The sequence below is a fragment of the Stenotrophomonas sp. YJH_SMC_54 genome, from assembly GCF_059368435.1.
In genome coordinates, this window is sequence record NZ_JCAFRS010000003.1 from 148,526 (window position 1) to 174,866 (window position 26,341).

The window sequence follows — 26,341 nt, forward strand, 5'->3', positions numbered from 1 at the left end:
TCGCTGAAACGTCTTGATCACTGGACCGTGGATGCGGTCTAGTTCCCCCGCCCGCGCTTGAATGCGCCTGTCCGCCAGCCGATGAGCCCGCCGAACACGCTGCCCGCCGCCAATGACGATGCCCTGGCCGAACAGGCCCGGGGCTGGATTGCGTGGCTGGCCTCGGGTGATATCGGCGAGGGACGCATGCACGAGTTCGAGCGCTGGCTTGCAGAGCCGGGGCACCGCCGGGCCTTCGAGCACGAGCGCACGCTGTGGCGCAGTGTCGGGCCACGCCCGCTGGCCCGGTGTGCCGAACGCCGCCGCCCGCATCGAATGCGCTGGGCGATGGCCGCTGCAGCTGTGCTGGCGATGCTGGTGGCATGGCCGGAGGCCTGGTTGCGGCTGCAGGCCGACCATTGCAGCTCGCACGTCGTGCAGAACGTAACGCTGCCCGATGGCAGCCGCGCAGTGCTGGATGCGGACAGCGCGATCGCCGTGCGCTTCGATGCGCACGCACGCGAGGTCGAGCTGCTGCGCGGGCGCGTCTGGTTCGAGGTCAGCCCGGATGCGCAGCGGCGTTTCAGCGTGCGTGCCGGCAATGGCGTGGTTGAGGACATCTCGACCGCGTTCACCGTCGCGCGTGGCGATGACCGGGTGGAAACCCAGGTCGGGCAAGGCAGGGTGCGTGTGGCCAGCCCGGCCGACGGTGGCTGGACCTACCTGCAGGTGGGCCAGCGCGCCGTCTATGGCGAGCGCAGCGGCGTGACGCGCCTGCAGGATGTGGCGGCCGACAGCGTGGGTGCATGGCGCCAGGGCGAGCTGCTGCTGGAGCAGGCCAGCGTCGCCGACGCCGTGCAATGGGTGGGGCGCTATCGTGCCGGCCCGACGTTCGTGCGCGGTGATCTGTCGCGACTGCCGGCGATCAGTGCGGCGCTGCGCATCGATCGCCCGGAACAGGCGCTGGACGCGTTGGCGGCGACGGCAGGTCTGCAGGTCACCCGCCTGCCGCTCGGCGTCGCCATCATCCATCAGTAGATCCACGCCATGCGTGGATGATGTTCCCGATGTGCCGGCCAACGGTCGGCACCCACCGCGACCGCAAATCGCCCTTGGGGTTGCCGCGCGCCCAGCCGTCTTACCCCGCGAACGTACCCGCCGCCGCCACGTACGTCGCCGTGTCCGCCTGTGTTGCGGATGACGCCGCGCCTGCGGCACCGATTACCTGACAGGTTCCCCATGTTCGACTCCCACCGTCCGGGCCGCGCGCCGCGCCCGTCCCGCCTGTGCATTGCATTGCTGGCTGCCGGCCTGGCCAGTGCCACGCCATCCGTGCTGGCACAGAACGCCCGTGGCGATCACGCCGCCGTACAGCGCTTCGACATTCCGGCGCAGCCCCTGGACGAGGCGCTGCGCAGCTACATGCGCCAGTCCGGCGTGCAGGTCGTGTATCCGGCCATCCTGGCCCATGGGGTGAGCTCGCGTGCGGTCAATGGCAGCCTGCCGGCCAACGAGGCGCTGCAGCAGCTGCTGCAGGGCAGTGGCCTCGCGGTGCGCCGGGTCAGCGCAGATGCAGTCACGCTGGAAGCGGCAACGCCGGCGCAGGCCGACAGCGGCGTGATCGTCACCGACACGCTCAGCGTGGCCGGCGACCGCGTCGACAGTGGCGCGACCAGCGACGAGGCGCGCCTGCTCGACAGCTATCGCAGCGTCGGTTCCACCACCACGCTCAACCGCACGCACCTGGAGCGTTTCCGCGGTACGTCCAACGGCGACATCGTCAAGGGCGTGGCCGGCGTCACTGCCGGTGACCCACGCGTCGGCAATGGCTTCGACGTCAACATCCGCGGCATCCAGGGCCAGGGCCGCGTGCCGGTGATCATCGACGGTGGCCAGTCCAGCATGGATACCTACCGTGGCTATGCCGGTCAATCGCAGCGTACCTACCTCGACCCGGACCTGATCTCCAGCCTGACCATCACCAAGGGCCCGAGCCTGCAGGCCAACGCCTCTGGCGGCATCGGCGGCGTGGTCGAGATGGAAACGCTGAAGATCGGCGACGTGCTGCGCGAAGGGCGCGACTTCGGCGTACGCGTGCGTGGCGGCCTGGCCAACGCCAGCGCCAACAACCTGCCGTCCTACAGCGCCGCGCCGCGCAACGATCGCAGCGCCACCGGCAGTCAGTTCTTCAACGTGGCCGCAGCCGGTCACTGGGACCGCTTCGATCTGGTCGCCGCCTATGCTTACCGCGACAACGGCAACTATTTCTCCGGCAAGCACGGTTACGATGATTTCCCACAGACCCGTCGCACGCTGGCACCGCTGAATCCGCCGCGTACCGAGGTCTTCAATACCTCGGCCCGCTCGAAGTCGGCGCTGCTCAAGGGCACCTGGCGTATCGACGATGCACAGACCCTGGAGGCGGGCTACCGCCGCTACGAAGGCACCGCCGGCGAGATCATGGCCTCGCAGATCATCCGCGTCGATCGCGACCGCATTCCGCAATGGGATCCGGGCCACGTCGACATGGACAGCTACACCCTGCGCTATCGCTTCAACCCGGACAGCGAGCTGGTCGACCTGCGCGTCAATGCCGCGTACACCGACACCGACAGCGTGATGTACAACAGCCTGACCGGCATCACCCCGTGGTATTTCGATCGTCGTACCGAGTGGTACGACGCGCCCAGCTTCAGTGGCGACCCCGGCTACAAGGATGCCTACCGCAATCCGCTGCGACAGAAGCGCTTCGGACTGGATGCCAGCAACACCTCGAAGTTCGACACACGTGCTGGCGCGTTCACCCTCGACTACGGCCTGTCCTACAGTGACGAAGACATCGCACCGGGCAGCTCGGGCCCGGTCATGCACGACGATCTGGTCAACAACCGTTTCCTGCGCAACGCCGAGCGCAAGGAATACAGCGCCGTGGCCTCGCTGAAGTGGCAGCCCGATGAGCACTGGGAACTGCTGGCCGGCGGCCGCTGGAACCGCGTGGACGTGCACGACCGCAACCGCCTGGCCACGCCCGATGCCTACGAGGTGCAGGGCCAGTACCGCTACACCGAGCTGCTCAATGGCAACCCGGCGCTGCCGTCGTGGCGGGCCAAGCGCATCGCGCTGCTGAACTGGTATCCGGATGCCAACGGCAACTTCACCCAGGAATCGCTGCTGGCCTCACCGTACAAGAAGGGCACGGTGGGCGACATCGGTGGCTGGAACTTCTACGACGCCGGCAAGGCGCAGGACCTGGAAGTGCCGGTCAGCTGGACCTGGTCGCAGCCGATCCGCCGTCGTGACACCGCGTTCTCGCCGACCGCCAGCGTGGCCTACCGCTTCAGCGAAGACACCCTGGTCTACGTGAAGTACGCCGAAGGCACCAAACTGCCGAGCCTGTTCGAGACCACGCTGGGCCTGTTCACCGCTGCCAAGCCGGTGGGCGAGTTGAAGCCGGAGCGTGCGCGCAGCTGGGAAATCGGTGCCAGCACTCTCCGCTATGACCTGTTCACTGCCGGCGATCGCCTGGCGCTGAAGCTGGCGTACTTCGATACCCGCATCGACGACCTGATCACCCGTGACTACCGCACGCTGTCGGCCGGCCTGATCCGCAACGTCGACCAGTTCAAGGTCTCGGGCATGGAGTTCCAGTCCAGCTATGACAGCGGCAAGGTGTTTGCCGATCTGTCCGCGCACTACTACTTCAAGGCCAAGACCTGCGCGCCGGACATCGCCGCCGAGCGCCGTGCCTATGGGGCGCAGCGCAGGAACGGCGAGCTGGCCAACACGCCCGACTGCGTGGACGGCGGCTTCGAGGGCTCGTACACCAATACCCAGAACCCACCGCGCTACATGGTCAACCTGACCCTGGGCTCGCGCCTGTTCGACGAGCGCCTGACCTTCGGCACCCGCGTGGTCCACAACGCCGGCCCGATCAGCAAGCTGGACAAGGACTGGAACGTGGGCCTGTCGGCGATCCAGCAGCTGTACCGGCCAACCACGCTGGTGGACCTGTTCGCCAGCTGGAGCTTCAACGACCAGCTGTCGGTGGAAGCCGGCGTGGACAACCTGACCGACCGCTATTACCTGGACCCGCTGGCCCTGGGCGTGATGCCGGCCCCGGGCCGCACCGCGCGGCTGGCGCTGACCTGGAAGTACTGATCGGTCGCGGATGAGCGGTGGGGTCGGATCCCTTTCCTGCGGAAAGGGCTCTGACCCCAGCGAGCCCAACCGCCCTCGGTGGGCGCGGACCTTGGTCCGCACCGCTTCTGCCGTGCAATCGACAGCGCCGGGCCATGCCCGGTGTCTATTTACAGCCCGCTCGAAGCCTTTACCGCATCTTCGTGCAGCGACTCGTTCAGCTCATCCACCACCGTGGTCCATGCCGCATCGGCCTGCAGTGATTCGGACAGGAACTGGCGCTGGGCATCGTTCCAGTACGGTGCTTCGACCACTTCGACATCGGTGGCCAGCTGGTGCTCGCGGATGAAGCGGGCGATGCCCTCTGCGCTGGCATCCAGGCCCAGCTGCAGGAACAGGTTGGTCATGCGCGGTTCGGTGGTGATCATCGTCGGTTCCGGATGGACAAGGGGATGGCCCATTATCGGTGTAGACGGCCTTGGGGAAAGCCCCGTGGCAGACGTCTACAGCACGACGACCCCCTTGGCATTCCCCCATGAACGCACACATCGCCCCTGAAGAAAGCCGCAGCCTGCGGCTCAAGGCCGCCACCCGCGACAGCCACGGTGCCTTGGACAAGCGCATCATGGCCGGCGACATCTTCGCCGACCGCAGCAATTTCGCCCGTTTCCTGCGCGTGCAGTATCGCTTCCACCGCAGCATCGATGCGCTGTATGCCAACCCTGCGCTGGACGCACTGCTGCCGGACCTGGGCGAGCGCCGCCGCCTGACCCAGGTCGCGCGCGACCTGCAGGACCTGGAGCAGACCCTGCCGGGGGCTGACATCGCGGCGTTGCCGTCCGATCTGGAACTGCCCGCCGCGTTGGGGTGGCTGTACGTGGCTGAAGGCTCCAACCTGGGCGGCACCATTCTGTACAAGATGGCTGCCAAGCTCGGCCTGGACCGTGATTTTGGCGCCCGCCACCTGGCCGCGCATCCGGATGGCGCGGCGCGCCACTGGCGTGAGTTCACCGCGGCGCTGGACGCGGTACCGCTGAGTGTCGAGCAGGAGCAGCAGGTGATCGATGCGGCCGACGCCGCGTTCCGCAGCGTGCACGGCCACGTCGAAGTGGAATTCGCCTGATGCACGGCGCGCGCCCACAGGTGCAGCGCTGATGCGCTGGCTCTGGTTCGCGCTGGGCTGGCTGATGGTCGGGCTCGGGGTGATCGGCGCGTTGCTGCCGGTGATGCCGACCACCATCTTCCTGATCCTGGCCGTGGGCTGCTTCGCGCGCAGCTCACCGAAGTTCGAGCAGCGCCTGTTGGCGCATCCGCGCTACGGCCCGTCGCTGCGGTTGTGGCGCGAGCAGGGCGCGGTATCGCGCAAGGGCAAGGCGTTTGCCAGTGCCGGCATGGCGCTGGGCTTTGCCCTGTTCTGCTGGGGCGCGCACCCGTCCTGGCGCCTGCTGTTGGGCGTGGGCCTGTTCTTCGCGGTCAGCGCCGGCTACGTGCTGAGCCGACCGGCACCGCGGCTGGAGCCCCATCCGGTCGTGGAAGTGGACGACGCCAATGATCCGCGCGCGGCCCGTCGTCTCGCAGCGACCCCTGATGCTGATGGAAACCGAGACGATGCTGCCTGCTGACCTGGCCCCCGTGGCCGCCCCCGCATTGACCCCATGGGGCATGTACCTGGCCGCCGACGTGGTGGTGAAGGCCGTGATGATCGCGCTGGCACTGGCGTCGCTGGCCACCTGGACCATACTGCTGGCCAAGGGTTGGGAACTGACGCGCCAGGCCCGGCAGCTGCGCGCGGCGCGCGCGCTGTTGCTGCAGTCCGCACAGCTGCCGCCGCAGAGCGAAGAGGCAAGTCTGCAGCAGGGCATCGCGCTGGCGATGCTGGACGCCGCCCGCACCGAACTGCGTCTGTCGCAGGATCTGGATAGTCGCGACGGCATCAAGGAGCGCATCGCCTCGCGCCTGGACCGCATCGAGCTGGAGACCGCGCGCGTGCAGCGGCGCGGCATCGGTGTGCTCGCCAGCATCGGCGCGGTGGCGCCCTTCGTCGGCCTGTTCGGCACGGTGTGGGGCATCATGAACAGTTTCATCGGCATCGCACACAGCAACACCACCAACCTGGCGGTGGTTGCGCCCGGCATCGCCGAGGCCCTGCTGGCGACCGCACTCGGCCTGGTCGCGGCGATTCCCGCGGTACTGGTCTACAACCATTTCAGCCGCGTGCTGGCCGGCCTGCGGGGCCTGCTCGGCGATCTGTCGGCGGCCGTGCAGCAGCTGGTCTCGCGCGATCTTGATCGTGCCGTGCCGCGTACCGCAGCGGCACCGCTGCGCGCGGTGCACTGAGGCGCGACGATGGCGATCAGGACCGCGTCCGACCGCGACGACGCACCGGAAGAAGCACACGAGATCAACGTCACGCCCTTCATCGACGTGATGCTGGTGCTGCTGATCATCTTCATGGTAGCCGCACCGCTGGCCACCGTATCAGTGCCGGTGCAGCTGCCGGCCAGCAGCGCCAGTGCCACGCCGCCCGAACAGGCGCCGGTGTATGTGACCGTGCAGGCCGATCTGTCGCTGCGCGTGGGCGAGCAGGCGGTGGCGCGTGACGGGCTGGCCGCTGCATTGCAGGCGGCCACCCACGGCGACACCGCGCAGCGCATCTTCCTGCGTGCCGATACCCACGTGCCTTACGGTGAACTGATGGCGACGCTGGACGCGCTGCGTGGCGCAGGCTACTTGAAGGTGGCACTGGTTGGACTGGAGCAGGGCGCGCGATGAGTGGACTGCGGCGCTGGGCGACCAGCCTGGCGATCGTGCTGCTGGTGCACGCGCTGCTGATCGGCGCGGCCTGCTGGTGGGCGACGCGCGCACCGGTACTGGCTGCGACGGCGCCGCCCGCCGCGCTGATGCTGGAACTGGCACCGATGGCGCAGGCACCGCCGGTGCCGCCGCGCGAGGTCGCCACCGGTCCACTGCAGCAGCAACAGCAGCGGCAGGCGCCGAAGCCGGCCCTGCGCGAGCAACCGGAGGCGCCGGTGCAGCCGCAGGGTGACCTGCCACCGCCGCGTACACCAGAGCCAACGCCCTTGCCGGATGTCGCCGACGCCAATGTCGCGCAGACCAGCGCACCGCCACAGGTGGCCGCTGACGCCGCCGCGCGCTACGCCGCACCGCAGACCACGGCGGGTGAGCGCAGTCGCGCCGAGGCCACCTGGGAAGGGCGCCTGCTGGGGCACCTGCAGAAGCATCGCCGCTATCCGCGCCAGGCCGAGCGGCTGCGCCAGCAGGGCGTGGTCTACGTGCGCTTTGCCGTGGCCCGCGATGGCGCGGTCTCAGGGTTGAAGCTGGGCCGCAGCAGTGGCTTCGCGCTGCTTGACCAGGAGACGCTGGACACCGTGCAGCGCGCCAGCCCGGTACCGGCGCCGCCGGCCGAAGTGGCCGGCGACCCGGTGGACGTGATGGTGCCGGTGTCGTTCTTCCTGCGCGGGCGGTGATTGACGGTGGGGTCGGATCCCTTTCCTGGGAAAGGGCTCTGACCCCATCGAGGCCGTCATCCACGCATGGCGTGGATCTACAGCAACGGCACCAGCAGCAGCGCGACGATGTTGATGATCTTGATCAGCGGATTGATCGCCGGGCCGGCCGTGTCCTTGTACGGGTCACCGACGGTATCGCCGGTCACCGCAGCCTTGTGCGCCTCGCTGCCCTTGCCGCCGAAGTGGCCATCTTCGATGTACTTCTTGGCGTTGTCCCAGGCGCCACCGCCGGTGGTCATCGAAATGGCCACGAACAGGCCGGTCACGATCGTGCCGATCAGCAGGCCACCCAGTGCGCGTGGCCCCAGCAGCAGGCCGACCACCACCGGCACCGCCACCGGCAGCAGCGAGGGCACGATCATTTCGCGGATCGCCGAGCGGGTCAGCATGTCCACCGCCTTGTCGTACTGCGGCTTGCCGGTGCCCTGCATGATGCCGGGGATCTCGCGGAACTGGCGACGTACTTCCTCCACCACCGCACCCGCCGCGCGGCCGACCGCTTCCATCGCCATCGCACCGAACAGGTAGGGAATCAGGCCGCCGATCAGCAGGCCGATGATCACCGTGTGGTCGCTGAGGTCGAAGCGGAATTCCTGCCCGGGATGTGCAGCCTGCAGGTTGTGCGTGTAGTCCGCGAACAGCACCAATGCGGCCAGTGCGGCCGAACCGATCGCATAGCCCTTGGTCACCGCCTTGGTGGTGTTGCCCACCGCATCCAGTGGATCGGTGATGTCGCGGATCTCCGAGGGCAGCTCGGCCATCTCGGCAATCCCACCGGCGTTGTCGGTGATCGGCCCGTAGGCATCAAGAGCGACGATCATGCCGGCCATCGACAGCATCGCGGTGGCGGCGATGGCGATGCCGTACAGCCCACCCAGCGCGAACGCGCCCCAGATCGCCGCACACACGGCCACCACCGGCAGCGCGGTGGACTTCATCGAGATGCCGAGGCCGGCGATGATGTTGGTGCCGTGGCCGGTGGTCGAGGCCTGCGCCACGTGCTGCACCGGCTTGTACTGGGTGCCGGTGTAGTACTCGGTGATCCACACGATCAGCCCGGTCAGGACCAGGCCGATCAACGCGCAGCCGTACAGGGCCATCGGCCCGTGCACGTTGTCACCCATCAGGCCGGTAGTGATCGGGTAGAAGGCGATGGCGGCCAGCACGCCGGAGACGATCACGCCCTTGTACAGCGCGCCCATGATCGAGCCGCCAGGCTTCACTTTGACGAACAGCGCGCCGATGATCGAGGCGATGATCGATACGCCGCCCAGCACCAGCGGATACAGCACCGCATTGGTTCCGGCTTCGGCCAGCATCAGGCTGCCCAGCAGCATCGTTGCGATGACGGTCACCGCGTAGGTTTCGAACAGATCGGCGGCCATGCCGGCGCAGTCGCCCACGTTGTCACCCACGTTGTCCGCGATCACCGCCGGGTTGCGCGGGTCGTCCTCGGGAATGCCGGCTTCCACCTTGCCGACCAGATCGGCGCCGACGTCGGCGCCCTTGGTGAAGATGCCACCGCCCAGCCGCGCGAAGATCGAGATCAGCGACGAGCCGAAGGCCAGGCCGACCAGCGCATGCAGCGCCTGTTCCATCGGCAGGCCCATGCGCAGCAGCAGCGCGTAGTAGCCGGCCACGCCCAGCAGGCCGAGGCCGACCACCAGCATGCCGGTGATGGCACCGCCGCGGAAGGCGACGTCCATTGCGGCGCTGATGCCGTGGCGTGCAGCTTCGGCAGTGCGCACGTTGGCGCGTACCGACACGTTCATGCCGATATAGCCGGCCGCGCCGGACAGTATCGCGCCGACCGCGAAGCCGATCGCGGTGTACCAGCTGAGGAACACACCGACCAGCACGAACAGCACCACACCGGCCACGCCAATGGTCAGGTACTGGCGGTTGAGATAGGCACGCGCACCTTCCTGGATCGCCGTGGCGATCGCGATCATGCGTTCATTGCCGGTGGGTTGGCGCAGGATCCAGCGCGCCGAGACGATTCCGAACAGGATCGCGAGAATGGCGCAGCCCAGCGCCAATGACAGCCCGTGACGTTCCAGCATTAGACCCCTCCGCAGAATGGATGTAGGCATCCAGTGGCGATGAACGGCACCACGAGGGGGACGACGGGCTGCAGCCTGGAACCAACCCGTACCGACCTTGGCGGTCGTCCGACGTATGGCGGTGTTCAGCATTCCCTGGTGCCCGCAGTATGCGTGCCGCCACTTGTAGAGTCGAGCCGTACTCGACTGGCTTCTACTAGCCGCGCCTCCTGAACCTGTGGGTGCCCTCAGGATGGAAGGCATCGCCATGCGCGCGGGCCCTGTCGCCGGGCCAGGGGCACGAGAGTCACAGGCCTTTGCACCCCGTTAAGCCAAGCTCTGCAAGCCTGCGCTCAGTCCTGTAGGAGATCTCCCATGCGCCTGTCCCTGTTGATGCTTGCCGCCCTGGTCCCGGCTGTACCAGCACTCGCCGCGGAAACCCCGGAGCTACAGCGCGCCGTGGGCGCTCCGCAGGCGGTAGGCGCGGTGCATACGCTGCGGCAGATCCCCGAGGCCTGTGCGCGCCTGGAAGGCGCCTTCACCGGGCAGGCGGCCGAGCCGTACCGCTTCTCTGCGGTGCGTACCAGTGAGCAGTGCCAGCCGCGCGCGCGCTTCGTCGACTACGCCAAGGCGCAGCCAAGTGCCGACAAGGGCTGGAAGCTCAATGATGTGATCCGCGTGCCCAGCGCAGCATGCCCGGCACAGCAGGCGGTGGTGCGCGTGTGGCGCCTGCCGTCGACCAACAAGGTCGAGCTGGACGGTCAGGGCCAGTCGCGCATCTATCTGGAGGAAGCGAAGAAGCAGGCCGCTGCCGGCCAGATTCCGCAGGTGACGATGTTCGCCGCGCAGCTGCAGATGGAAGGCAAGGCCTGCAACTGAAATTGCCTGGGCGGTGTACCCAAGCGGTCATCCACGGGTAGTGCCGGCCGCTGGCCGGCAACCCTGCAATCATCACTCCGCCAGCGTCGCCCCGCGCGCCACCAGCAGCTCGCGCAAAGCCCTGCGATGGCAGTGCGCCTCATCCTCGCAGTAGCACCCCACGCTGATGTCGTTGTGCTGCGACAGTGCGGCAAGCAGGTCCAGTGCATGGGCGGCATCCGGCGCTTTCATCTCGGCCTTGTAGTGGCGGAAGAACGCGGTCCAGTCGGCGGCCGTCTTCGCCTCATGCGCCCGCTTCACCAGTTCCGCGCTCGGTGACAGGGTCGGGAACCAGACGTCGTACCAGTCCTGTCGGGCGAACTCGCTGCGCGGCACGCCGCGCGGCGGCCGCCGCACGGTGCCGATGCGCAGGCCCTCGCCAGGCACGCGCGGCGTACCGAGTCGAACAACACGCAATGCCATGGTGTTCCTCCACTAAAAGGGGACGGAGGGGATTAAGTCGTATCCGACCCACTGCTGACGCTGTTGGAGATGACAGAGGGGCGTATGCGACTTAATCCCCTCCGTCCCCTTTTTCGGGTCAGCCCTCGAACGGCGGCAGCTTCTGCTTCACCGCCACGTTCTTCAGGGTGACGTATTTCGGCAGGCCGTCGGCGCCATACGGCAGCGGCGCTTCGCCCTTGATCAGCGGCGACAGGTAGGCCCGCGCCCTGGCGGTGATGCCGAAGCCGTCGCGGCGGATGAAGCCGGCGGGCATCTTCTTTTCATGGTTGGCGATCTTCGACAGTGGCGCCGCTTCGATCTTCCAGCGGTAGGGCGCATCGCTGCTGCGCACGATCACCGGCATCACGCCGTTCTGGCCCTTCAGCGCCAGCTGCACGGCGGCCTTGCCGACCGCCTGCGCCTGCTCCCAGTCGGTCCTGCTGGCCAGGTGCCGGGCCGAGCGCTGCAGGTAGTCGGGCAGCGCCCAGTGCACCTTCAGGCCCAGCTGGTCCTTGACCCGGCCGGCCAGGTGCGCGGCCACGCCGCCCAGCTGCGAGTGGCCGAACGAGTCCTTGCCGCCGCCAGCGTCAGCGACGAAGCGGCCATCGGCGGTGGCGATGCCCTCCGACGCCACCACCACGCAGTAGCCGACGCGCTCGACCACCGCTTTCACCTTGGCCAGGAACGCCGCCTCGTCATAGGCGCGTTCGGGCAGCAGGATGATGTGCGGCGCTTCGTCATCGCCGTTGCCGGCAAGGCCAGCGGCCGCGGCCAGCCAGCCGGCGTGGCGGCCCATCGCCTCGTAGATGAAGACGCGGGTGGAGGTCTCGGCCATCGCCGCCACGTCCAGCGCCGCCTCGCGTACCGACACCGCAGTGTACTTGGCCGCCGAGCCGAAGCCGGGGCAGGTGTCGGTCACCGCCAGGTCGTTGTCGATGGTCTTGGGCACGCCGATGCAGGTCAGGTCGTAGCCGGAGGCCTTGGCCAGCTGCGAGACCTTCAGCGCGGTATCGGCCGAGTCGTTGCCGCCGTTGTAGAGGAACCAGCGCACGTCGTGCGCGCGCAGCACCTCCAGCAGGCGGTCGTAGCGGGCGCGGTCGGCGTCCAGCGATTTCAGCTTGACCCGGCAGGAGCCGAACGCGCCGCCCGGGGTATGGGCGAGGGCGCGGATGGCCGCAGCGCTCTCCTTGCTGGTGTCGATCAGTTCCTCGCGCAGCGCGCCGAGGATGCCGTTGCGCGCGGCCAGGACCTTGATGCCCTTGGCCCGGGCCTGCTCGATCACCGCCGCCGCCGTGGCGTTGATGACCGCGGTGACACCACCGGATTGGGCGTAGAGGAGAGTACCGTTGCGCATGCGTCTACCTGCTCGGGGGAAAGGACATTGCAGGGACATTACCCGGATGCGGTAAAGTGGCGCTATTGCGGTGCAGCGATACCGGTCCGTCCGGGACGCGAACCTTCTTTGTTTTCAACACGTTGGAGTCAGGTCAATGCGATTGGTTCTGTTGGGACCGCCCGGTTCGGGCAAGGGGACACAGGCGACGCGCCTGAAGGAAAAGCTGGGGATCGCCCACATTTCGACCGGTGACATGCTGCGCGCGGAAATCGCCGCGGGCACGGAGCTGGGCAAGCAGGCCAAGACGGTGATGGATGCCGGCAACCTGGTGTCGGACGACATCCTGCTGGGCATGCTGGAGTCGCGCCTGACCCAGCCCGATGTCGCCAAGGGCTTCATTCTTGATGGCTACCCGCGCAATGTGGCCCAGGCCAATGCGATGGACGGCCTGCTGGCCAAGATCGGCCAGCCGCTGGATGCCGTGGTGCAGCTGGACGTGGCCACCGAGCTGCTGGTCGAGCGCATCGCCGGTCGTGCCAAGGAACAGGGCCGCGCCGACGACACGCCGGAAGCGGTGCGCCAGCGCCTGCAGGTCTACAACGACCAGACCGCCCCGGTGGTCGACTTCTACGCCGGCCGTGGCACCCTGGCCCGCGTCGATGGCGTCGGTGAGCTGGACGAGATCGAAGCCCGCATCCTGGCGGCGATCAAGGCCTGATCCGGCGGGGGCCGGCCTGTTGCCGGCCCTTCGGGCGCAAAAAAACACAGGCCTGGTCCGTGAGGATCAGGCCTGTGTCGTTTGACAGGCGCCAGCGAAGGGCTTGCTCAGGGCCCCGCAGCATGAGCTCCCTTGGGGATGGCCTCTTGGGGAGTAGGACCGGTTCGGGTACTGCGGCTGGCAGTTCGAATTGTGTCCGGGTTCACAGAACATCGCTATCGGGAATTCCCTGACAGGTGATTGGAGTTTTCTCACATCCCGTGTAGGACTTGTCTTACCCGGGGGCGGACATTGGCCCTATACAGCCGTCATCGGTCACAATCCTCGGTCATGAGCAGCGTACATATCCTTGCAATCGCCGGCACCTTCATGGGCGGCGTGGCCGCCCTGGCGCGGGAACTGGGCCATACGGTCAGCGGCAGCGACCAGGCCATCTATCCGCCAATGTCGACCCAGCTCGAGCAGCTGGGCATCGCCCTGGACCAGGGCTACCGCGCCGACAGCGTGCCGGCCGGCACCGATGACGTGGTGATCGGCAACGCCCTCTCGCGCGGCAATGCCGCCGTTGAGGCCGTGCTCGACGGCGGCCAGCGCTACATTTCGGGAGCGCAATGGCTGTCCGAACAGGTACTGCCGGGTCGCGACACCCTGGCCGTGGCAGGTACCCATGGCAAGACCACCACCACCACCATCCTCACCTGGCTGCTGGAAAGCGCCGGTCGTTCGCCCGGTTTCCTGATCGGCGGCGTCGCCGAGGATTTCGGCGTCTCCGCCCGGCTGGGCCAGGGCCGCGAGTTCGTGGTCGAGGCCGACGAGTACGACACCGCGTTCTTCGACAAGCGCAGCAAGTTCGTGCACTACCGGCCGCTGGTGGCCATCCTCAACAACCTTGAATACGACCACGCCGACATCTTCCCGGACGTGGCCGCGATCCAGCGCCAGTTCCACCACCTGGTGCGCACGGTGCCGGCGCGTGGCCGACTGATCGTCAACGGCGAGGACCCGCATCTGGCCGAAGTGCTGGCGATGGGCTGCTGGACCCCGGTCGAGCGCTTCGGCTTCGACCCGTCGCTGGAATGGCATGCCGAGCTGCTGGCCGCCGATGGCAGCGCCTTCCGCGTGCACCACCGCGGGCAGGCAATGGGCGATGTGCACTGGTCGTTGCTGGGCCGCCACAACGTGCTCAACGGCCTGGCTGCGCTGGCTGCCGCACATGCGGTGGGCGTGGCGCCGGCCGACGTGATTCCTGCGCTGGCGCGCTTCCGCAGCGTCAAGCGCCGCATGGAAGTGATCGGCCGCCATGACGGCATCACCATCTACGACGATTTCGCCCATCACCCGACCGCGATCGCCACCACGCTGGAAGGCTTGCGTGCCAAGGTGGGTGACGCGCGCATCGTGGTCGCGATGGAGCCGCGCAGCAATTCGATGCGGCTGGGCGCTCACGCGCAGGCGCTGGCCCCGTCGCTGGCGTTGGCTGACGAGGTGGTGTTCCTGCATCGCCCGGAACTGGCCTGGGATGCGGCCGCGGTGATCGCCGCGGTGCGCGGCGAAGCGCACGCGGTGCCCGATACCGACGCGCTGCTGGCGCAGCTGCAGGCCAGCGCGCGCAGCGGCGACCACGTGGTGTTCATGTCCAATGGGGGCTTCGACGGCGCACCGCGTCGCTTCCTCGCCGCGCTGCAGGCCCGATGAGCAGCGACACGTCACTGCCGCTGTTTCCGCTGCACACCACGCTGGTGCCGGGTGCAGCGGTCGGGCTGCGCGTGTTCGAGCGGCGGTACCTGGATCTGGTCCGCGACAGCGGCCGCAGTGGCGAGGGCTTCGGTGTCTGCCTGATCCTCGACGGCCAGGAAGTGGGAGCCCCGGCGACACCGGCAGCGTATGGCGTGCAGGTACGCATCGAAGACTTCGATGTCGGCGCCGATGGCGTGCTGCAGTTGCGCCTGCGAGGCACCCGCCGCTTCCATGTCGAGCGCACCCGCGTACGCGACAACGGCCTGGTGGTGGCCGACGTGCGCTGGTGCGACGAAGACCCCGACGATGAGCTGCGGCCGCAGCATGCGCTGCTGGCCACGGTGCTGGGGCACATCATCGAGCAGGCCGGTGAGGCCTATGCGCCGGCCAATCCGGCGTTGCTGGACCAGGCCAGCTGGGTTGGCTGGCGGCTGGCCGAACTGCTGCCGCTGAGCGAGCAGCAGCGCCTGCAGCTGCTGCAGATGGACGACCCGCACCAGCGGTTGCAGCAGTTGCTGGGCTGGATGCCGTAGCCGATAGCCGCCAACCAAGGTTGGCCACTACCCACGGCAGGGGACGACCAGGGCGCGGCAGAACCGGTAGCTGCCAACCTTGGTTGGCAGGCTTTCCCCGAAACGCCAGCCAAGGTTGGCATCTACCAGAGCGCTGCGGCGGCCTCCTCAGGGCATGGTGGTCTTCAACCGGAGCACCGGCAACCCGGTTTCGCTGTGCACGTCCTCGCGCTGCGGCAGGTCCTGCACGGCGTCCTTCACCGCGTTCAACGCCGGGTCGACGCCACGCAGCGGGTGCCACATGCCGATCCACTCGAAGTGGCGTTCGTAACGCAGGGTCTGTGCACTGCCCAGCCACAGCGGCGTGTTGCCCGCCTGCAGCTGCGCGGGTGCCGGCCACAGGCGCAGCACATAGCGTTCGTCCGGCTTCGCACCCTGGCGCACCATCAGCAGTGCTTCCACGCGGGTGTCCAGCGTGGCCGGCAGCACCGGCAGTTCATCGGCGCCGGTGTTCTTGTCCAGCATCAGCAGCGCCTGCTGCCAGCCGGCCTGTTCCTGCCGCTTCCAGCCACGCGCTTCCAGCTGCGCCTGCAGCGGTGCCAATGGCCCGGCCACCTGCACGTCCAGCGGCCAGCGCTGGTCGTCGTCGAACTCGTTGCGGCGCGCCGGCAGCGTGGCCCAGTCGTGCTGCCACCAGGCCTGCATGTCCATCGCCTGCGGGGCCGGCAGGGTCGGTTCGAAGCGTTCCAGCTTCACCGGGATGTTGCGCGGTGCGTACCACATCGCCGCCACGGCGAAGACGCCGTAGAACAGCCAGGCCACCGGCTTCACCCAGAACGAGCGGTTGAAGCGGCGGCGATAGGCGATGCCCAGCACCAGCAGCCAGAACGTGCCGAACAGCATGCCGCCGATCACGTCGCTCAGCCAATGCGCGCCCAGGTACAGGCGCGAGAAGCCGATCAGGCTGACCACGATGCCCGAGACCAGGTACGGCCAGACGCGGGTGCGGCCGGGCATCTCGCGTGCGATCAGCACCGCGAAGAAGCCGAAGGTGATGGTGGCCATGGTCACCGACACCGACGGGAAGCCGAAGCCGCTGCTGGCGTCGATCGGGCGCACCACATCCACGGTGGCGCCCAGCAGCATGGTCAGCGCCAGGCCGAAGGCCAGTGCCGCCAGCCAGTGCGCAGCGGCCATCCAGCGTCGGCGCCAGATCAGATAGCCCATCGCCGCGGCGGTGGCCGGCAGCAGGACCTGCCAGGCCCCGAGCGACGCCAGCGCAGCCATCGGGTAGTCGGCCAGCGGATTGCGCAGCGCCAGCATGGCCTGGTGCACCAGCAGGTCGATCGCCAGCGGCTCGCCGTGTGCGACCACCACGGTCAACAGCGCGAACCAGCCCCAGCCCAGCAGGAGCAGCATCAGCGCCAGCATCGCCAGCGGCACCGATTCGCGCCGCTTCGGGTCCAGCACGCCAACGGTGTAGCGGCCCAGCGTCGGGTGGCGGTTGGACCAGTCCAGCAGGCGCGCCAGCCAGTTGTCCATGCGTGCGGCCGACCAGCGGTAGCCGTACAGCACGATGGCCCAGACCAGGCCAAGGATCACCGCCAGCAGGCCGACCACCACCACCAGCCGGCCGGCCACAGCAGCCACCGCGTCGTACGCTTCGCCGAGGATCCAGCCCGGCGCCAGGAACAGCACCGCCCAGGAAATGCTGGCGATGCCGCTGGCCTGCACGTAGCGGCTGGCGGGCATCTTCATCATGCCGGCGATGGCCGGCACGAACGGGCGGATCGCGCCGACGTAGCGTGCCACCAGGATGCTCTTGAAGGCATTGCGGCGGAACAGGTTTTCGCCGCGGTCGAGCAGCTGCGGGTAACGGCTGAACGGCCACACGCCGCGCAGGCGGTCGCCCCAGCGGCGGCCGATCCAGTAACTGATGCCATCGCCTGCAAACGCACCCAATGCCGCAGCCGCCACCGCGTACGGCCCGGAGATCTGGCCCAGGCCAATGAACACGCCCACCGCGAACAGCAGTGGCAGCGCCGGCACGATGGCGCCAAGAATGATGACCGCATCGCAGAAGGCGATGAGGAAGATAACGGCGCCCGCCAGCACGGGGTGAGCGGCAATCCACGCGAGCGTGGCGTCGATCCATGAAGAGTCCATTGCCCGATTATAGGGGCGTGAAGGTGACTGGTTCCCAGCCGCTTCGTGACCGTTTGCAACCGGCGCCATCGCCTAGAATGGAGTCATGCCGCATACGCCAGACGCTCCCCACCGTGCTTTGAAGGCCGACAGTTTCGGTCAGATCCTTCTGGTTGAAGGGCCCGATGGCCCGTTCGTACGCCGCGATCTGGGGGCCACGCCGCTGTGGCTGCGGTTGCCCGCGTGGTGGCTTGCACGTCGCGAAGCACGCGCGCTGCGCCATATCCATGGCATGGCCGATGTGCCGCAGCTGCTGGCCTGGGATGGCCGCCACCTCGACCGCAGCTTCATGGCCGGCGATGCCATGTACCAGCGTCCGCCGCGCGGCGATCTGGCCTGGTTCCGCGCCGCGCGTCGCCTGCTGCAGCAGCTGCATCGCAATGGCGTGGCCCACAACGACCTGGCCAAGGAAGCCAACTGGCTGGTCACTGAAGATGGACGACCGGCGCTGATCGACTTCCAGCTGGCGGTGATCGGCAACCCGCGCTCGCGCTGGATGCGGCTGCTGGCCCGCGAGGACCTGCGCCACCTGCTCAAGCACAAGCGCATGTACTGCCGCGAATCACTCACCCCGGTGGAGAGGCGCGTGCTCAAGCGTACTTCGTGGGTGCGCGAGCTGTGGTTCGCCACCGGCAAGCCGGTCTACCGCTTCGTCACCCGCCGCATCCTGCACTGGGAAGACAACGAGGGGCAGGGACCGAAGCCGTGAGTGCATCGCAGGTGATGAGCGCGCCGCCGAGCGCGGGCAGCGTGCTGCGAACTCAGCTGCCCGGTGCGGATTTCGTGCATGCGTGCCATGCGACCACCCGTCGTGATGGGCGCTCGGCGTTGCAGGCCTATCGTGACATGGCCGCGAGCATTCCCGGTTGGTTCGATGGTCTGATGGCGCTGCGCAACCACGGCATGCGCCTGCTTGGGATGAAGCACCTTGGCTCATTGCGTGCGGTGCACGACACCGACGATCCGGCCGCCGGCCAGCGGCTGGGCATCTTCACCCTGCAGTCGCTGGATGACGATGCCATCGTGCTGGAAGACGATGATCGCCACCTGCGCGTACAGCTGGCCCTGCAATGGCAGGGCGATGTGCTGGAAGTGGTGACGGTGGTGCATACGCATAACGCATTCGGGCGGCTCTACATGCTGCCGGTCGCGCCCGTGCACAGGTTGATCGTGCCGCATCTGCTGCAGAAGCAGGTGCAGGCGTACCGATGATTCGACACTGCGCTCGCCGGGCCATGCCCGGCGACACGCGGCGTTTCCGGATTACGGCGTCGCCGGCACCACCTGCTGGCCGATGAAGTTGCGCTTGGCATCGAAGTCATAGGCGATCTGCAGCTGGCCCACGTCCGGGCAGGCGTGGCAGTCGCGCAGCGGTGTGCGGTACAGCAGGCGGATCCCGCCGCCCTCCAGCGGTGTCGCTCCGGCCGATTGCGCCGGCGCGAATGGCGTGGCCTGCGGGTTGGCCTTCAACAGCTCCTGCACGGCCGGGTCGGCACGCAGCGTGTCGTCCAGCTGTACGGCATCCACATCGATGCGCTTGCCGCTGGCGTCGACCAGGCGGGTGCCTTCGTTGGTGTTGGCCCGGAAGGGATACTCGACCGTGGCAATGCCCAGCCCCTCGTTCTCATGCCAGGCGGTGACATACGCCAGTTCCCCGGCGCTGGACAGTTGCTCGGCCGCGGTGATCGCCTCGGCGCTTGCTCCCCCCGCTCGCATCGCATCGCGCAGGCAATCCCGGGTGGCGGCATTCTCGCCCTGGCGGCATGCGTTCAGATCGCCATCCCAGACCACGGCCTCGCTCCAGCGCATCTTGCCGTCGGCGGCGGCCTTCTCCGCGCTGGGCGCGTCACCGGCGGGTGGCTCCTTGCCGGGTTCCGGCGAACGGCCCTGGCAGGCAGTCAGCAGGGCAAGCCCCAGGGCAGGCAGCAACAGGCGGGAACGGCGCATGGCGTGGACCTCGTGCGTTGGCTGGAGGCCCGAGTATCGTCAAGGCCGGGTGAACTCCGCGTCGGCGCGGCATACTAGCGGCTCATTGCATACGCTGGAGTGTGGAACGTGGGCAGTCTGCAGGGCAAAACGCTTTTCATCACCGGAGCCTCGCGTGGGATCGGCCTGGCCATCGCACTGCGCGCTGCGCGCGACGGCGCCAACGTGGCCATTGCGGCCAAGTCGTCGGTGCCGAATCCGAAGCTGCCGGGCACCATCCATACCGCGGCTGAAGCGGTGACGGCGGCAGGCGGGCAGGGCCTGGCCCTGAAGTGCGACATCCGCGAGGAAGAGCAGGTGCACGCGGCGGTTGCGGCCACGGTCGATACCTTCGGTGGCATCGACATCCTGGTCAACAACGCCAGCGCGATCTGGCTGCGCGGTACGCTGGATACGCCGATGAAGCGTTTCGACCTGATGCAGCAGGTCAATGCGCGCGGCAGTTTCCTGTGCGCGCAGGCCTGCCTGCCGTACCTGCTGCAGGCGCCGAATCCGCACATCCTCACCCTTGCACCGCCGCCCAGTCTGGAGCCGAAGTGGTGGGCACCGCATACCGGCTACACGCTGGCGAAGATGGGCATGAGCTTCGTTACCCTGGGCCTGGCCGCGGAATTCGGCCCGCAGGGCGTGGCGGTGAATGCGCTGTGGCCGCGCACGGTCATCGCCACCGATGCGATCAACATGATCCCGGGCGTGGATGCGGCCGGCTGCCGCATGCCGCAGATCATGGCTGATGCCGCGCATGCGGTGCTGGTGCGCGAAGCGGCGGGCTTCCATGGCCAGTTCCTGATCGACGATGACGTGCTGGCGCAGGCGGGTATCACCGATCTTTCGGGCTACGCAGTGGATCCATCGCGTCCGTTGCTGCCGGATCTGTTCCTGGATTGATCGTACGTCGCCGGAAGAGGCCGAGGCTGCGAGCTTCGGCCTGCTGCGCTAGAATGTGCGTCTGTAATCGTTTTCAACAGGGATGTGAACACATGCCACGCACTCTTTCCGTCGCGGCGCTGGCCGCTTCGCTGTCGTTGATCCTGGCCGCCTGCGGTGGCAAGGCACCCGCCGCTGCGGGCGGCGACGCTGCATCCGGCACGCCGGACGCCAGCGCGGCGCCGTCCGACCCGCAGCAGCAGTTGACCGCCAAGCTCAACGCCTACATCGGCTGCTTCAACGCGCTTGATTCGAAGACCCACGGCAGCATCGAGTCCTATACGCGCTGGATCAAGGATGTCGCCGCCGGCCCGACCGGTCGCGAGACACAGGTGTACGGTCCGTTCGAGATCAGCGATTACGACATGAAGCAGTGCGATGCCCCCGTGACCGAGGCGATCGCTGCCAAGCCAGTGCTGGCCGAACTCGATGCTGCTGCTGGCCACTACCAGCAGGCGCTGAAGGCACTGGTGCCGATCAGCAAGGACGCGCACGACTACTACGATCGCCAGGACTACGAAGACGACCAGTTCGCCAAGGGCAAGCAGCTGCACGCGCCCCTGATGGCCGCCTTCAAGGATTTCGTGGCTGCCAGCGAAACGTTCAATGCCGAGCTGGAGCGCCAGAACGACGCCGCCCAGCGCGAGCAGCTCAAGGCACTGGAGCAGGCCGAGGGTCGCACGCGCGAGTACTACCGCCTGGCGATGATGCTGGAAGCCAAGGCCATCATGGATCTGATGAGCGAGGATGATTTCGATCAGGCCAAGGCCCGCGAGCGTCTGGATGCGTTCAACCGCATTTCCGACGAAGCGCATGCGAAGGTGGCTGATCAGGAACCGGGCAAGCTGGACTGGAACAGCTTCGAGCGTGAGGCCGAGAACTTCCGTCGGGAAGGCAAGGCGCGGCTGCAGCGCGTCAGCGAGAAAGAGCCTTACACCGATTTCGAACGACGCATGCTTGATTCGCCGTCGATGGCGCCGCGTGGATCGGCCAGCAAGCTGATGCAGGAATACAACACGCTCGTTTTCCAGAGCAACCGCCAGTAGTGCTCCTGCTTATGGCGTGATCAGCGTGCGCCGGTGTACATCGCCGGCGCTCGCATCAATGACTGAACGCATCCGGCAGCTTGCCGCCGCACTTGCGGCAGTGCAGTGCATCCGGTTCATGGCCTTCCAGCCCACAGTCCGGGCAGCCACGCGCATCGCGGCGTGCGGCCTGCTCGGCTTCACGCATGGTGCTGGCCAGTTCGGCGGTGTAGATGCCGGTGGGCACGGCGATGATGCTGTAGCCGATCAGGATCAGCACCGAGGTGACGAAGCGGCCGAGCACGGTCTGCGGCACGATATCGCCGAAGCCGACCGTGGCCATGGTCACCACCGCCCAGTACATGCTGGCCGGGATGTTGGTGAAACCGTGTTCGGGGCCCTCGATCACGTACATCAGCGCACCGGCGATGATGGTGATGGTGATCACCGTGAACAGGAACACCAGCACCTTGCGCCGGCTGCGCCACAGCGACGTCATCAGGACGCCGCTTTCCTCGATGTAGCGGGTCAGCTTCAGGATGCGGAACACCCGCAGGATGCGCAGCGCGCGCACCACCAGCAGGCTCTGCGCGCCGGGGATGAACATCGACAGGTAGGCGGGCAGGATCGACAGCAGGTCGATGATGCCCCAGATGCTCACTGCATACCGCAGGGGGCGCTTGACCACCGCCAGCCGTAGCAGGTACTCGGCGGTGAAGATGATCGTGAATCCCCATTCCAGGATGTACAGGCCGGTGGACCATTCCGCATGCAGGTGCTGCACGCTGTCGATCATCACCACCAGGATGCTGGCGACGATCGCCACCACCAGGATCAGGTCGAAATTGCGCGAAGGGCGGGTGTCATGGCGGTAGATGATGTCGAACCACCGACGGCGCCAGCCGGTCTCGGTGGCGGGGTTGAGCTGGGGGGCGGAAAACGGTCGCATGGGCGCATTGTGCCGCAGGGGTTCCGGCGCGAGAATGGGCGTTCCTGAACCCTGCCGACTGCCATGACCGCCGCGACCGATCCGCTGATCTCCCTTTCGCACTATTACCTGCCGGTCTACAAGCCCCGCCAGGTGGTACTGGAGCGAGGCCAGGGCGCCCGCGTATGGGACAGCCAGGGCCGTGAGTTCATCGACCTGGCTGCCGGCATCGCCGTGTGCGGCCTGGGCCACAACGATCCGGACCTGGTGGCCGCGCTGGTCGAGCAGGCCGGCAAGCTCTGGCACACCAGCAACGTGTTCTACAGCGCACCGCCGCTGCACCTGGCCGAGGAACTGGTGAAGGCCAGTCGCTTCGCCGAGCGGGTGTTCCTGTGCAACTCCGGCGCCGAAGCCAACGAAGTGGCGATCAAGATGGTCCGCAAGTGGGCCTCCAGCCAGGGCCGCCCGGCCGACAAGCGCGTCATCATCACCTTCCGTGGCAGCTTCCACGGCCGCACCATGGGCGCGGTGACCGCTACCGCGCAGCCGAAGTACCAGGAAGGCTACGAGCCGCTGCCGGGGGGCTTCCGCTACATCGATTTCAACGACGAAGTGCAGCTGGAAACCGCGATGGCCGCCGGTGACGTGGCGGCGGTGATGCTGGAGCCGATCCAGGGCGAGGGCGGCGTGATGCCGGCCAAGTCCGGCTTCCTCAAGCGCGTGCGCGAACTGTGCGACCAGCACGACGCGCTGCTGGTGCTGGACGAGATCCAGGCCGGCATGGGCCGCACCGGCACGCTCTTCGCGCACTGGCAGGACGACGTGGTGCCGGACATGGTCACCCTGGCCAAGGCACTGGGTGGCGGCTTCCCGATCGGTGCGATGCTGGCCGGCCCGAAGGTGGCCGAGACCATGCAGTTTGGCGCGCACGGCACCACCTTCGGTGGCAACCCGCTGGCCGCTGCGGTGGCCCGCGTGGCGCTGCGCAAGCTGGCGTCGTCGGAGATCGCCGCCAACGTCAGCCGCCAGTCGAAGGCGCTGCGCGATGGCTTCGCGCGCATCAACGAAGAGTTCGGCGTGTTCAGCGAGGTGCGTGGTCGCGGCCTGATGCTGGGTGCGGTGCTGAGCAAGGATTTCGCCGGCCAGGCTGGTGCGATCCTCGACCACGCTGCCGGGCAGGGGCTGCTGACCCTGCAGGCCGGCCCGGACGTGCTGCGCTTCGTGCCGTCGCTGAACATCACCGACGAAGAAGTGGCTGAAGGCCTCAAGCGCCTGCGCGCGGCAATTGCCGCGTTCATCGCCGCGCGCTGACGCCTTGGCGTCGGGGTCGGATCCCTCTCCTGCGGAGAGGGCTCTGGCCCCGATCAGCCCACCGCGTAACGCTTCAACACCTTGCCCAGCCCACGGCCATCGCGCACGGTTTCCGCGTGCAGGCCGGCGGCGCGTGCGCCGCGCACGTTGGCGAACAGGTCATCGACGAACAGCGTGCGCGCAGGTGCCACGTCCAGTGCTTCCAGCGTGCGCAGGAACACCGCGGGCGCCGGTTTGCGCAGGCCGAACTCCGCGCTGCAGAACACGCGCTCATGCAGGGCCGGGAACAGTTCCGGTAGCAGAGTCGGCAAGGCCTGCTGCATCAGTGCGCCATTGTTGGTCAGCACCGCCATCGGCAGCTGCAGGGCCTGCAGCCGCTGCAGCACGGCCGGCTGTGGATGGCTGGCGGCCTGTCGCGCCGCGATCCACGTGTGTACATCAACGGTGCGGCCCAGCTGTTTGCTCAGCTGCGCCAGATAGGCCGGGCCATCCAGCGTGCCATTGTCATGTGCCGCTTCCAGCCCGCTGTCGTACAGCGCGGCCTGCACGGTTTCCGGCGCGACATCCAGCGCCTGTGCCAGATGCAGCACGCGCTGCGCGCGCAGGTACTGCACCAGCACGCCATCCACATCCAGCAGCAACAGATCGATCCGCATCGGCCGAGCATGCCATCGCGGTGGATGCGCGGAAACCCTGGAGTGCGCGTGCGACAGACGGTCGCAGACGCGGCCACAGGAGGCTGCCTAGAATGGCGCTTGAATCCGCAGGAGATGCAACGATGAAGGCTTGGATGGTGGCAGTGGGACTGGGCGTGCTGATGCTGGCGCCGTCGGCGATGGCGCGGGTGTGTGCGGTGAGCATCGACAGCACCGACCAGATGAGCTTCAGCAGCCGCGAGATCAAGGTCGCCGCCGACTGCACCGCCGTGGACCTGACCCTGCGCCACACCGGCAAGCTGGCTGTCACCGCGATGGGCCACAACTGGGTGCTGACCCGTACCGCCGATTACCAGCCGGTGGCGATGGCGGGCATGCGCATGACCCTGGCCGACAGCTACCTGCCGAAGGCCGACAAGCGCGTGCTGGCGCACACCAAGGTGATCGGCGGTGGCGAGACCACGCGCGTGCGCTTCTCCACCCAGGGCCTGCAGAAGGGCGGTGACTACACCTTCTTCTGCTCGTTCCCCGGCCACTTCGCGATGATGAAGGGCAAGTTCGTCTTCGGTTGAAAAAAAGGGGACGGAGGGGATTAAGTCGTTTGTGCACAAACGACTTAATCCCCTCCGTCCCCTTTTTTGTGCTCAGCCCTTGGCAGCCCTGAACGCCACGCGTGCTGCGGCCAGCGTCGCCTCGATCACGGCATCGTCGTGCGCGCTGGACAGGAAGCCGGCCTCGTACGCCGACGGGGCCAGGAACACGCCCTGCTCCAGCATCGCGTGGAAGAAGCGGTTGAACGCCGGAATGTCACAGGCGGTGGCCTGCGCATAGGTCTCCACCTTCTCGCTGGTGAAGAACAGCCCGAACATCGCACCCACGCAGGTGGTGGTCACGGCCACACCGGCGTCGGCGGCGGCCGCTTCCAGACCCGCACACAGGCGTGCGGTGCGCTCGGCCAGGTCGGCATGGAAACCCGGCTGCTGGACCAGCTCCAGCATCGCCAGGCCGGCGGCCATTGCCACCGGATTGCCGCTCAGCGTGCCGGCCTGGTAGATCGGGCCGGCCGGTGCGATCTGCTGCATCAGCTCGCGGCGACCACCGTAGGCACCCACCGGCATGCCACCGCCGATGATCTTGCCGAAAGTGGTCAGGTCCGGGGTAATGCCGTAATGCGCCTGCGCACCGCCGAGGGCAACACGGAAGCCGGTCATCACTTCGTCGAAGATCAGCAGCGCGCCATGCTTCGTGCACAGCGCACGCAGGTGTTGCAGGTAGCCCTCGCGCGGCGGGATGCAGTTGGCGTTGCCGACCACCGGTTCGATGATCAGGCCGGCGATGTCGTCACCCTGCTGTTCGAACAGGGCGGTGGCCGCTTCGAAGTCGTTGTAGGGCAGGGTCAGGGTCAGTTCGCTCAGGCCGGCCGGGACGCCCGGCGAGGTCGGCACGCCCAGGGTCAGCATGCCGCTGCCGGCCTTGACCAGGAACGAGTCGCCGTGGCCGTGGTAGCAGCCTTCGAACTTGACGATGCGGTTGCGGCCGGTGGCGCCACGCGCCAGGCGGATCGCCGACAGCGTGGCCTCGGTGCCGGAGTTGACCATGCGCACCATCTCGCACGATGGCACCAGGCCGGTGATGGTCTCGGCCATGGTGACTTCGGCCGCGCACGGCGCACCGAAGGACAGGCCACTGTCGATCGCCTTCTTCACCGCCTGGCGCACGGCCGGGTGGTTGTGGCCGACGATCATCGGGCCCCAGGAACCGACGTAGTCGATGTAGCGGTTGCCATCGACGTCGTACAGGTAGGCGCCATCGGCGCGTTCAACGAAGAACGGCTCGCCGCCGACCGACTTGAACGCACGTACCGGCGAATTGACGCCGCCCGGCAGCAGCTGCTGGGCACGGGAGAACAGGGCGTGGGACTGGTCGTGGTTCATGGGGCTTTCCTGGGCA

The 26,341-nt window shown here is 67.6% G+C and carries 26 protein-coding genes; 17 read left to right on the plus strand and 9 right to left on the minus strand.

Going from position 1 to position 26,341, the window contains the following annotated elements:
• The first annotated feature begins 81 nt into the window (after positions 1 to 81).
• Together AC5P5S_RS04755 and AC5P5S_RS04760 are read left to right on the plus strand one after the other, a co-directional pair.
• Entirely contained in the window at positions 82 to 1,017 is a 936-nt protein-coding gene (locus AC5P5S_RS04755) for a FecR family protein (protein ID WP_049396200.1), read from the plus strand.
• A 201-nt stretch (positions 1,018 to 1,218) separates the two neighbouring features.
• Positions 1,219 to 4,137, plus strand: coding sequence for a TonB-dependent receptor (locus AC5P5S_RS04760; RefSeq protein ID WP_231336635.1), 2,919 nt, complete (start codon positions 1,219 to 1,221; stop codon positions 4,135 to 4,137).
• Positions 4,138 to 4,286: 149 nt separating this feature from the next.
• Here AC5P5S_RS04760 and AC5P5S_RS04765 read toward each other — a convergent pair whose 3' ends face one another.
• Positions 4,287 to 4,544: a DUF2789 domain-containing protein gene (locus tag AC5P5S_RS04765; protein WP_005410930.1), complete on the minus strand. Its 258-nt coding sequence runs from the start codon at positions 4,542 to 4,544 to the stop codon at positions 4,287 to 4,289.
• Positions 4,545 to 4,651: 107 nt separating this feature from the next.
• Here AC5P5S_RS04765 and AC5P5S_RS04770 point away from each other — a divergent pair, with 107 nt between their 5' ends.
• Genes AC5P5S_RS04770 through AC5P5S_RS04790 form a run of 5 tightly spaced genes read left to right on the plus strand, consistent with a single transcriptional unit; the run spans position 4,652 to position 7,604 of the window.
• Positions 4,652 to 5,239 carry a biliverdin-producing heme oxygenase gene (locus AC5P5S_RS04770; protein WP_005410929.1) on the plus strand — a complete coding sequence of 196 codons (588 nt, stop codon included), beginning with the start codon at positions 4,652 to 4,654 and terminating at the stop codon, positions 5,237 to 5,239.
• A 31-nt stretch (positions 5,240 to 5,270) separates the two neighbouring features.
• On the plus strand, positions 5,271 to 5,738 hold the full coding sequence (locus AC5P5S_RS04775) for a YbaN family protein (RefSeq protein ID WP_100438088.1): 468 nt from the start codon (positions 5,271 to 5,273) through the stop codon (positions 5,736 to 5,738).
• Positions 5,725 to 6,453 (plus strand): tonB-system energizer ExbB, encoded by a 729-nt coding sequence (gene exbB / locus AC5P5S_RS04780; protein ID WP_231336634.1) that lies wholly within the window; start codon positions 5,725 to 5,727, stop codon positions 6,451 to 6,453. Before AC5P5S_RS04775 ends, exbB begins: the two co-directional genes overlap by 14 nt.
• 9 nt (positions 6,454 to 6,462) lie before the next feature.
• Positions 6,463 to 6,888, plus strand: coding sequence for a TonB system transport protein ExbD (exbD, locus tag AC5P5S_RS04785; protein ID WP_043034068.1), 426 nt, complete (start codon positions 6,463 to 6,465; stop codon positions 6,886 to 6,888).
• Positions 6,885 to 7,604 (plus strand): energy transducer TonB, encoded by a 720-nt coding sequence (locus tag AC5P5S_RS04790; RefSeq protein ID WP_099484122.1) that lies wholly within the window; start codon positions 6,885 to 6,887, stop codon positions 7,602 to 7,604. Before exbD ends, AC5P5S_RS04790 begins: the two co-directional genes overlap by 4 nt.
• A gap of 77 nt (positions 7,605 to 7,681) precedes the next feature.
• On the opposite strand, the gene AC5P5S_RS04795 is transcribed toward AC5P5S_RS04790, so the two are convergent.
• Complete coding sequence (locus tag AC5P5S_RS04795) at positions 7,682 to 9,709, minus strand: sodium-translocating pyrophosphatase (RefSeq protein WP_059035334.1); 2,028 nt, start codon at positions 9,707 to 9,709, stop codon at positions 7,682 to 7,684.
• A 354-nt stretch (positions 9,710 to 10,063) separates the two neighbouring features.
• Between AC5P5S_RS04795 and AC5P5S_RS04800 the strand changes: the two genes are divergently transcribed.
• Positions 10,064 to 10,567: a hypothetical protein gene (locus AC5P5S_RS04800; RefSeq protein WP_005410923.1), complete on the plus strand. Its 504-nt coding sequence runs from the start codon at positions 10,064 to 10,066 to the stop codon at positions 10,565 to 10,567.
• 72 nt (positions 10,568 to 10,639) lie between these two features.
• Here the strand turns inward: AC5P5S_RS04800 and AC5P5S_RS04805 are convergent, their stop codons facing one another.
• Together AC5P5S_RS04805 and AC5P5S_RS04810 are read right to left on the minus strand one after the other, a co-directional pair.
• Positions 10,640 to 11,029 carry a DUF488 domain-containing protein gene (locus AC5P5S_RS04805; RefSeq protein ID WP_005410922.1) on the minus strand — a complete coding sequence of 130 codons (390 nt, stop codon included), beginning with the start codon at positions 11,027 to 11,029 and terminating at the stop codon, positions 10,640 to 10,642.
• A gap of 118 nt (positions 11,030 to 11,147) precedes the next feature.
• Positions 11,148 to 12,404: a 6-phosphofructokinase gene (locus tag AC5P5S_RS04810; protein ID WP_005410921.1), complete on the minus strand. Its 1,257-nt coding sequence runs from the start codon at positions 12,402 to 12,404 to the stop codon at positions 11,148 to 11,150.
• A 136-nt stretch (positions 12,405 to 12,540) separates the two neighbouring features.
• On the opposite strand from AC5P5S_RS04810, the gene AC5P5S_RS04815 reads away from it, so the two are divergent.
• The 3 genes from AC5P5S_RS04815 to AC5P5S_RS04825 all read left to right on the plus strand — a co-directional run bounded on the left by AC5P5S_RS04815 (position 12,541) and on the right by AC5P5S_RS04825 (position 15,374).
• A complete protein-coding gene (locus AC5P5S_RS04815; protein ID WP_005410920.1) occupies positions 12,541 to 13,104 on the plus strand; it encodes an adenylate kinase in 564 nt (187 codons plus the stop codon).
• A 330-nt stretch (positions 13,105 to 13,434) separates the two neighbouring features.
• Positions 13,435 to 14,799: a UDP-N-acetylmuramate:L-alanyl-gamma-D-glutamyl-meso-diaminopimelate ligase gene (gene mpl, locus AC5P5S_RS04820; RefSeq protein WP_043034072.1), complete on the plus strand. Its 1,365-nt coding sequence runs from the start codon at positions 13,435 to 13,437 to the stop codon at positions 14,797 to 14,799.
• Positions 14,796 to 15,374 (plus strand): LON peptidase substrate-binding domain-containing protein, encoded by a 579-nt coding sequence (locus tag AC5P5S_RS04825; protein WP_012481182.1) that lies wholly within the window; start codon positions 14,796 to 14,798, stop codon positions 15,372 to 15,374. The genes mpl and AC5P5S_RS04825 overlap by 4 nt, the downstream gene beginning before the upstream one ends.
• A gap of 147 nt (positions 15,375 to 15,521) precedes the next feature.
• On the opposite strand, the gene AC5P5S_RS04830 is transcribed toward AC5P5S_RS04825, so the two are convergent.
• Positions 15,522 to 17,519: a bifunctional DedA family/phosphatase PAP2 family protein gene (locus AC5P5S_RS04830; protein ID WP_032966985.1), complete on the minus strand. Its 1,998-nt coding sequence runs from the start codon at positions 17,517 to 17,519 to the stop codon at positions 15,522 to 15,524.
• An 85-nt stretch (positions 17,520 to 17,604) separates the two neighbouring features.
• On the opposite strand from AC5P5S_RS04830, the gene AC5P5S_RS04835 reads away from it, so the two are divergent.
• Complete coding sequence (locus AC5P5S_RS04835; RefSeq protein ID WP_231336633.1) at positions 17,605 to 18,267, plus strand: serine/threonine-protein kinase; 663 nt, start codon at positions 17,605 to 17,607, stop codon at positions 18,265 to 18,267.
• Between the two features lie 14 nt (positions 18,268 to 18,281).
• On the plus strand, positions 18,282 to 18,770 hold the full coding sequence (locus AC5P5S_RS04840; RefSeq protein ID WP_216655130.1) for a DUF2867 domain-containing protein: 489 nt from the start codon (positions 18,282 to 18,284) through the stop codon (positions 18,768 to 18,770).
• A gap of 51 nt (positions 18,771 to 18,821) precedes the next feature.
• On the opposite strand, the gene AC5P5S_RS04845 is transcribed toward AC5P5S_RS04840, so the two are convergent.
• Positions 18,822 to 19,505 carry a hypothetical protein gene (locus AC5P5S_RS04845; protein ID WP_005414380.1) on the minus strand — a complete coding sequence of 228 codons (684 nt, stop codon included), beginning with the start codon at positions 19,503 to 19,505 and terminating at the stop codon, positions 18,822 to 18,824.
• Between the two features lie 108 nt (positions 19,506 to 19,613).
• Between AC5P5S_RS04845 and AC5P5S_RS04850 the strand changes: the two genes are divergently transcribed.
• Positions 19,614 to 20,432, plus strand: a complete 819-nt coding sequence (locus AC5P5S_RS04850) for an SDR family oxidoreductase (RefSeq protein ID WP_062605701.1) — start codon at positions 19,614 to 19,616, stop codon at positions 20,430 to 20,432.
• A gap of 92 nt (positions 20,433 to 20,524) precedes the next feature.
• A complete protein-coding gene (locus tag AC5P5S_RS04855; protein WP_062605703.1) occupies positions 20,525 to 21,517 on the plus strand; it encodes a YiiG family protein in 993 nt (330 codons plus the stop codon).
• Between the two features lie 55 nt (positions 21,518 to 21,572).
• On the opposite strand, the gene AC5P5S_RS04860 is transcribed toward AC5P5S_RS04855, so the two are convergent.
• Positions 21,573 to 22,445 (minus strand): ion transporter, encoded by an 873-nt coding sequence (locus tag AC5P5S_RS04860; RefSeq protein ID WP_005410911.1) that lies wholly within the window; start codon positions 22,443 to 22,445, stop codon positions 21,573 to 21,575.
• A 63-nt stretch (positions 22,446 to 22,508) separates the two neighbouring features.
• Between AC5P5S_RS04860 and AC5P5S_RS04865 the strand changes: the two genes are divergently transcribed.
• Positions 22,509 to 23,735: an acetylornithine transaminase gene (locus tag AC5P5S_RS04865; RefSeq protein ID WP_005414378.1), complete on the plus strand. Its 1,227-nt coding sequence runs from the start codon at positions 22,509 to 22,511 to the stop codon at positions 23,733 to 23,735.
• A gap of 53 nt (positions 23,736 to 23,788) precedes the next feature.
• Here the strand turns inward: AC5P5S_RS04865 and AC5P5S_RS04870 are convergent, their stop codons facing one another.
• The gene (locus AC5P5S_RS04870; protein WP_062605705.1) at positions 23,789 to 24,391 is read right to left on the minus strand and encodes an HAD-IA family hydrolase; all 603 of its coding nucleotides are present in this window, start codon (positions 24,389 to 24,391) and stop codon (positions 23,789 to 23,791) included.
• 122 nt (positions 24,392 to 24,513) lie between these two features.
• Here AC5P5S_RS04870 and azu point away from each other — a divergent pair, with 122 nt between their 5' ends.
• Positions 24,514 to 24,963 carry an azurin gene (azu, locus tag AC5P5S_RS04875; RefSeq protein ID WP_049395433.1) on the plus strand — a complete coding sequence of 150 codons (450 nt, stop codon included), beginning with the start codon at positions 24,514 to 24,516 and terminating at the stop codon, positions 24,961 to 24,963.
• A gap of 72 nt (positions 24,964 to 25,035) precedes the next feature.
• Here azu and hemL read toward each other — a convergent pair whose 3' ends face one another.
• Complete coding sequence (gene hemL / locus AC5P5S_RS04880; RefSeq protein WP_062605708.1) at positions 25,036 to 26,325, minus strand: glutamate-1-semialdehyde 2,1-aminomutase; 1,290 nt, start codon at positions 26,323 to 26,325, stop codon at positions 25,036 to 25,038.
• Between the last annotated feature and the right edge of the window lie 16 nt (positions 26,326 to 26,341).

Coding starts and splice junctions, on each gene's coding strand:
- AC5P5S_RS04870 (WP_062605705.1), bottom strand. CDS start 24,391: ATGCGGATCGATCTGTTGCTGCTGGATGTGGATGGCGTGCTGGTGCAG.
- exbD (WP_043034068.1), top strand. CDS start 6,463: ATGGCGATCAGGACCGCGTCCGACCGCGACGACGCACCGGAAGAAGCA.
- AC5P5S_RS04765 (WP_005410930.1), bottom strand. CDS start 4,544: ATGATCACCACCGAACCGCGCATGACCAACCTGTTCCTGCAGCTGGGC.
- AC5P5S_RS04805 (WP_005410922.1), bottom strand. CDS start 11,029: ATGGCATTGCGTGTTGTTCGACTCGGTACGCCGCGCGTGCCTGGCGAG.
- AC5P5S_RS04825 (WP_012481182.1), top strand. CDS start 14,796: ATGAGCAGCGACACGTCACTGCCGCTGTTTCCGCTGCACACCACGCTG.
- AC5P5S_RS04775 (WP_100438088.1), top strand. CDS start 5,271: ATGCGCTGGCTCTGGTTCGCGCTGGGCTGGCTGATGGTCGGGCTCGGG.
- AC5P5S_RS04790 (WP_099484122.1), top strand. CDS start 6,885: ATGAGTGGACTGCGGCGCTGGGCGACCAGCCTGGCGATCGTGCTGCTG.
- exbB (WP_231336634.1), top strand. CDS start 5,725: ATGCTGCCTGCTGACCTGGCCCCCGTGGCCGCCCCCGCATTGACCCCA.
- AC5P5S_RS04755 (WP_049396200.1), top strand. CDS start 82: ATGAGCCCGCCGAACACGCTGCCCGCCGCCAATGACGATGCCCTGGCC.
- AC5P5S_RS04800 (WP_005410923.1), top strand. CDS start 10,064: ATGCGCCTGTCCCTGTTGATGCTTGCCGCCCTGGTCCCGGCTGTACCA.
- mpl (WP_043034072.1), top strand. CDS start 13,435: ATGAGCAGCGTACATATCCTTGCAATCGCCGGCACCTTCATGGGCGGC.
- AC5P5S_RS04865 (WP_005414378.1), top strand. CDS start 22,509: ATGACCGCCGCGACCGATCCGCTGATCTCCCTTTCGCACTATTACCTG.
- AC5P5S_RS04845 (WP_005414380.1), bottom strand. CDS start 19,505: ATGCGCCGTTCCCGCCTGTTGCTGCCTGCCCTGGGGCTTGCCCTGCTG.
- AC5P5S_RS04855 (WP_062605703.1), top strand. CDS start 20,525: ATGCCACGCACTCTTTCCGTCGCGGCGCTGGCCGCTTCGCTGTCGTTG.
- AC5P5S_RS04835 (WP_231336633.1), top strand. CDS start 17,605: ATGCCGCATACGCCAGACGCTCCCCACCGTGCTTTGAAGGCCGACAGT.
- AC5P5S_RS04840 (WP_216655130.1), top strand. CDS start 18,282: ATGAGCGCGCCGCCGAGCGCGGGCAGCGTGCTGCGAACTCAGCTGCCC.
- AC5P5S_RS04770 (WP_005410929.1), top strand. CDS start 4,652: ATGAACGCACACATCGCCCCTGAAGAAAGCCGCAGCCTGCGGCTCAAG.
- AC5P5S_RS04860 (WP_005410911.1), bottom strand. CDS start 22,445: ATGCGACCGTTTTCCGCCCCCCAGCTCAACCCCGCCACCGAGACCGGC.
- AC5P5S_RS04830 (WP_032966985.1), bottom strand. CDS start 17,519: ATGGACTCTTCATGGATCGACGCCACGCTCGCGTGGATTGCCGCTCAC.
- AC5P5S_RS04795 (WP_059035334.1), bottom strand. CDS start 9,709: ATGCTGGAACGTCACGGGCTGTCATTGGCGCTGGGCTGCGCCATTCTC.
- hemL (WP_062605708.1), bottom strand. CDS start 26,325: ATGAACCACGACCAGTCCCACGCCCTGTTCTCCCGTGCCCAGCAGCTG.
- AC5P5S_RS04810 (WP_005410921.1), bottom strand. CDS start 12,404: ATGCGCAACGGTACTCTCCTCTACGCCCAATCCGGTGGTGTCACCGCG.
- AC5P5S_RS04760 (WP_231336635.1), top strand. CDS start 1,219: ATGTTCGACTCCCACCGTCCGGGCCGCGCGCCGCGCCCGTCCCGCCTG.
- azu (WP_049395433.1), top strand. CDS start 24,514: ATGAAGGCTTGGATGGTGGCAGTGGGACTGGGCGTGCTGATGCTGGCG.
- AC5P5S_RS04815 (WP_005410920.1), top strand. CDS start 12,541: ATGCGATTGGTTCTGTTGGGACCGCCCGGTTCGGGCAAGGGGACACAG.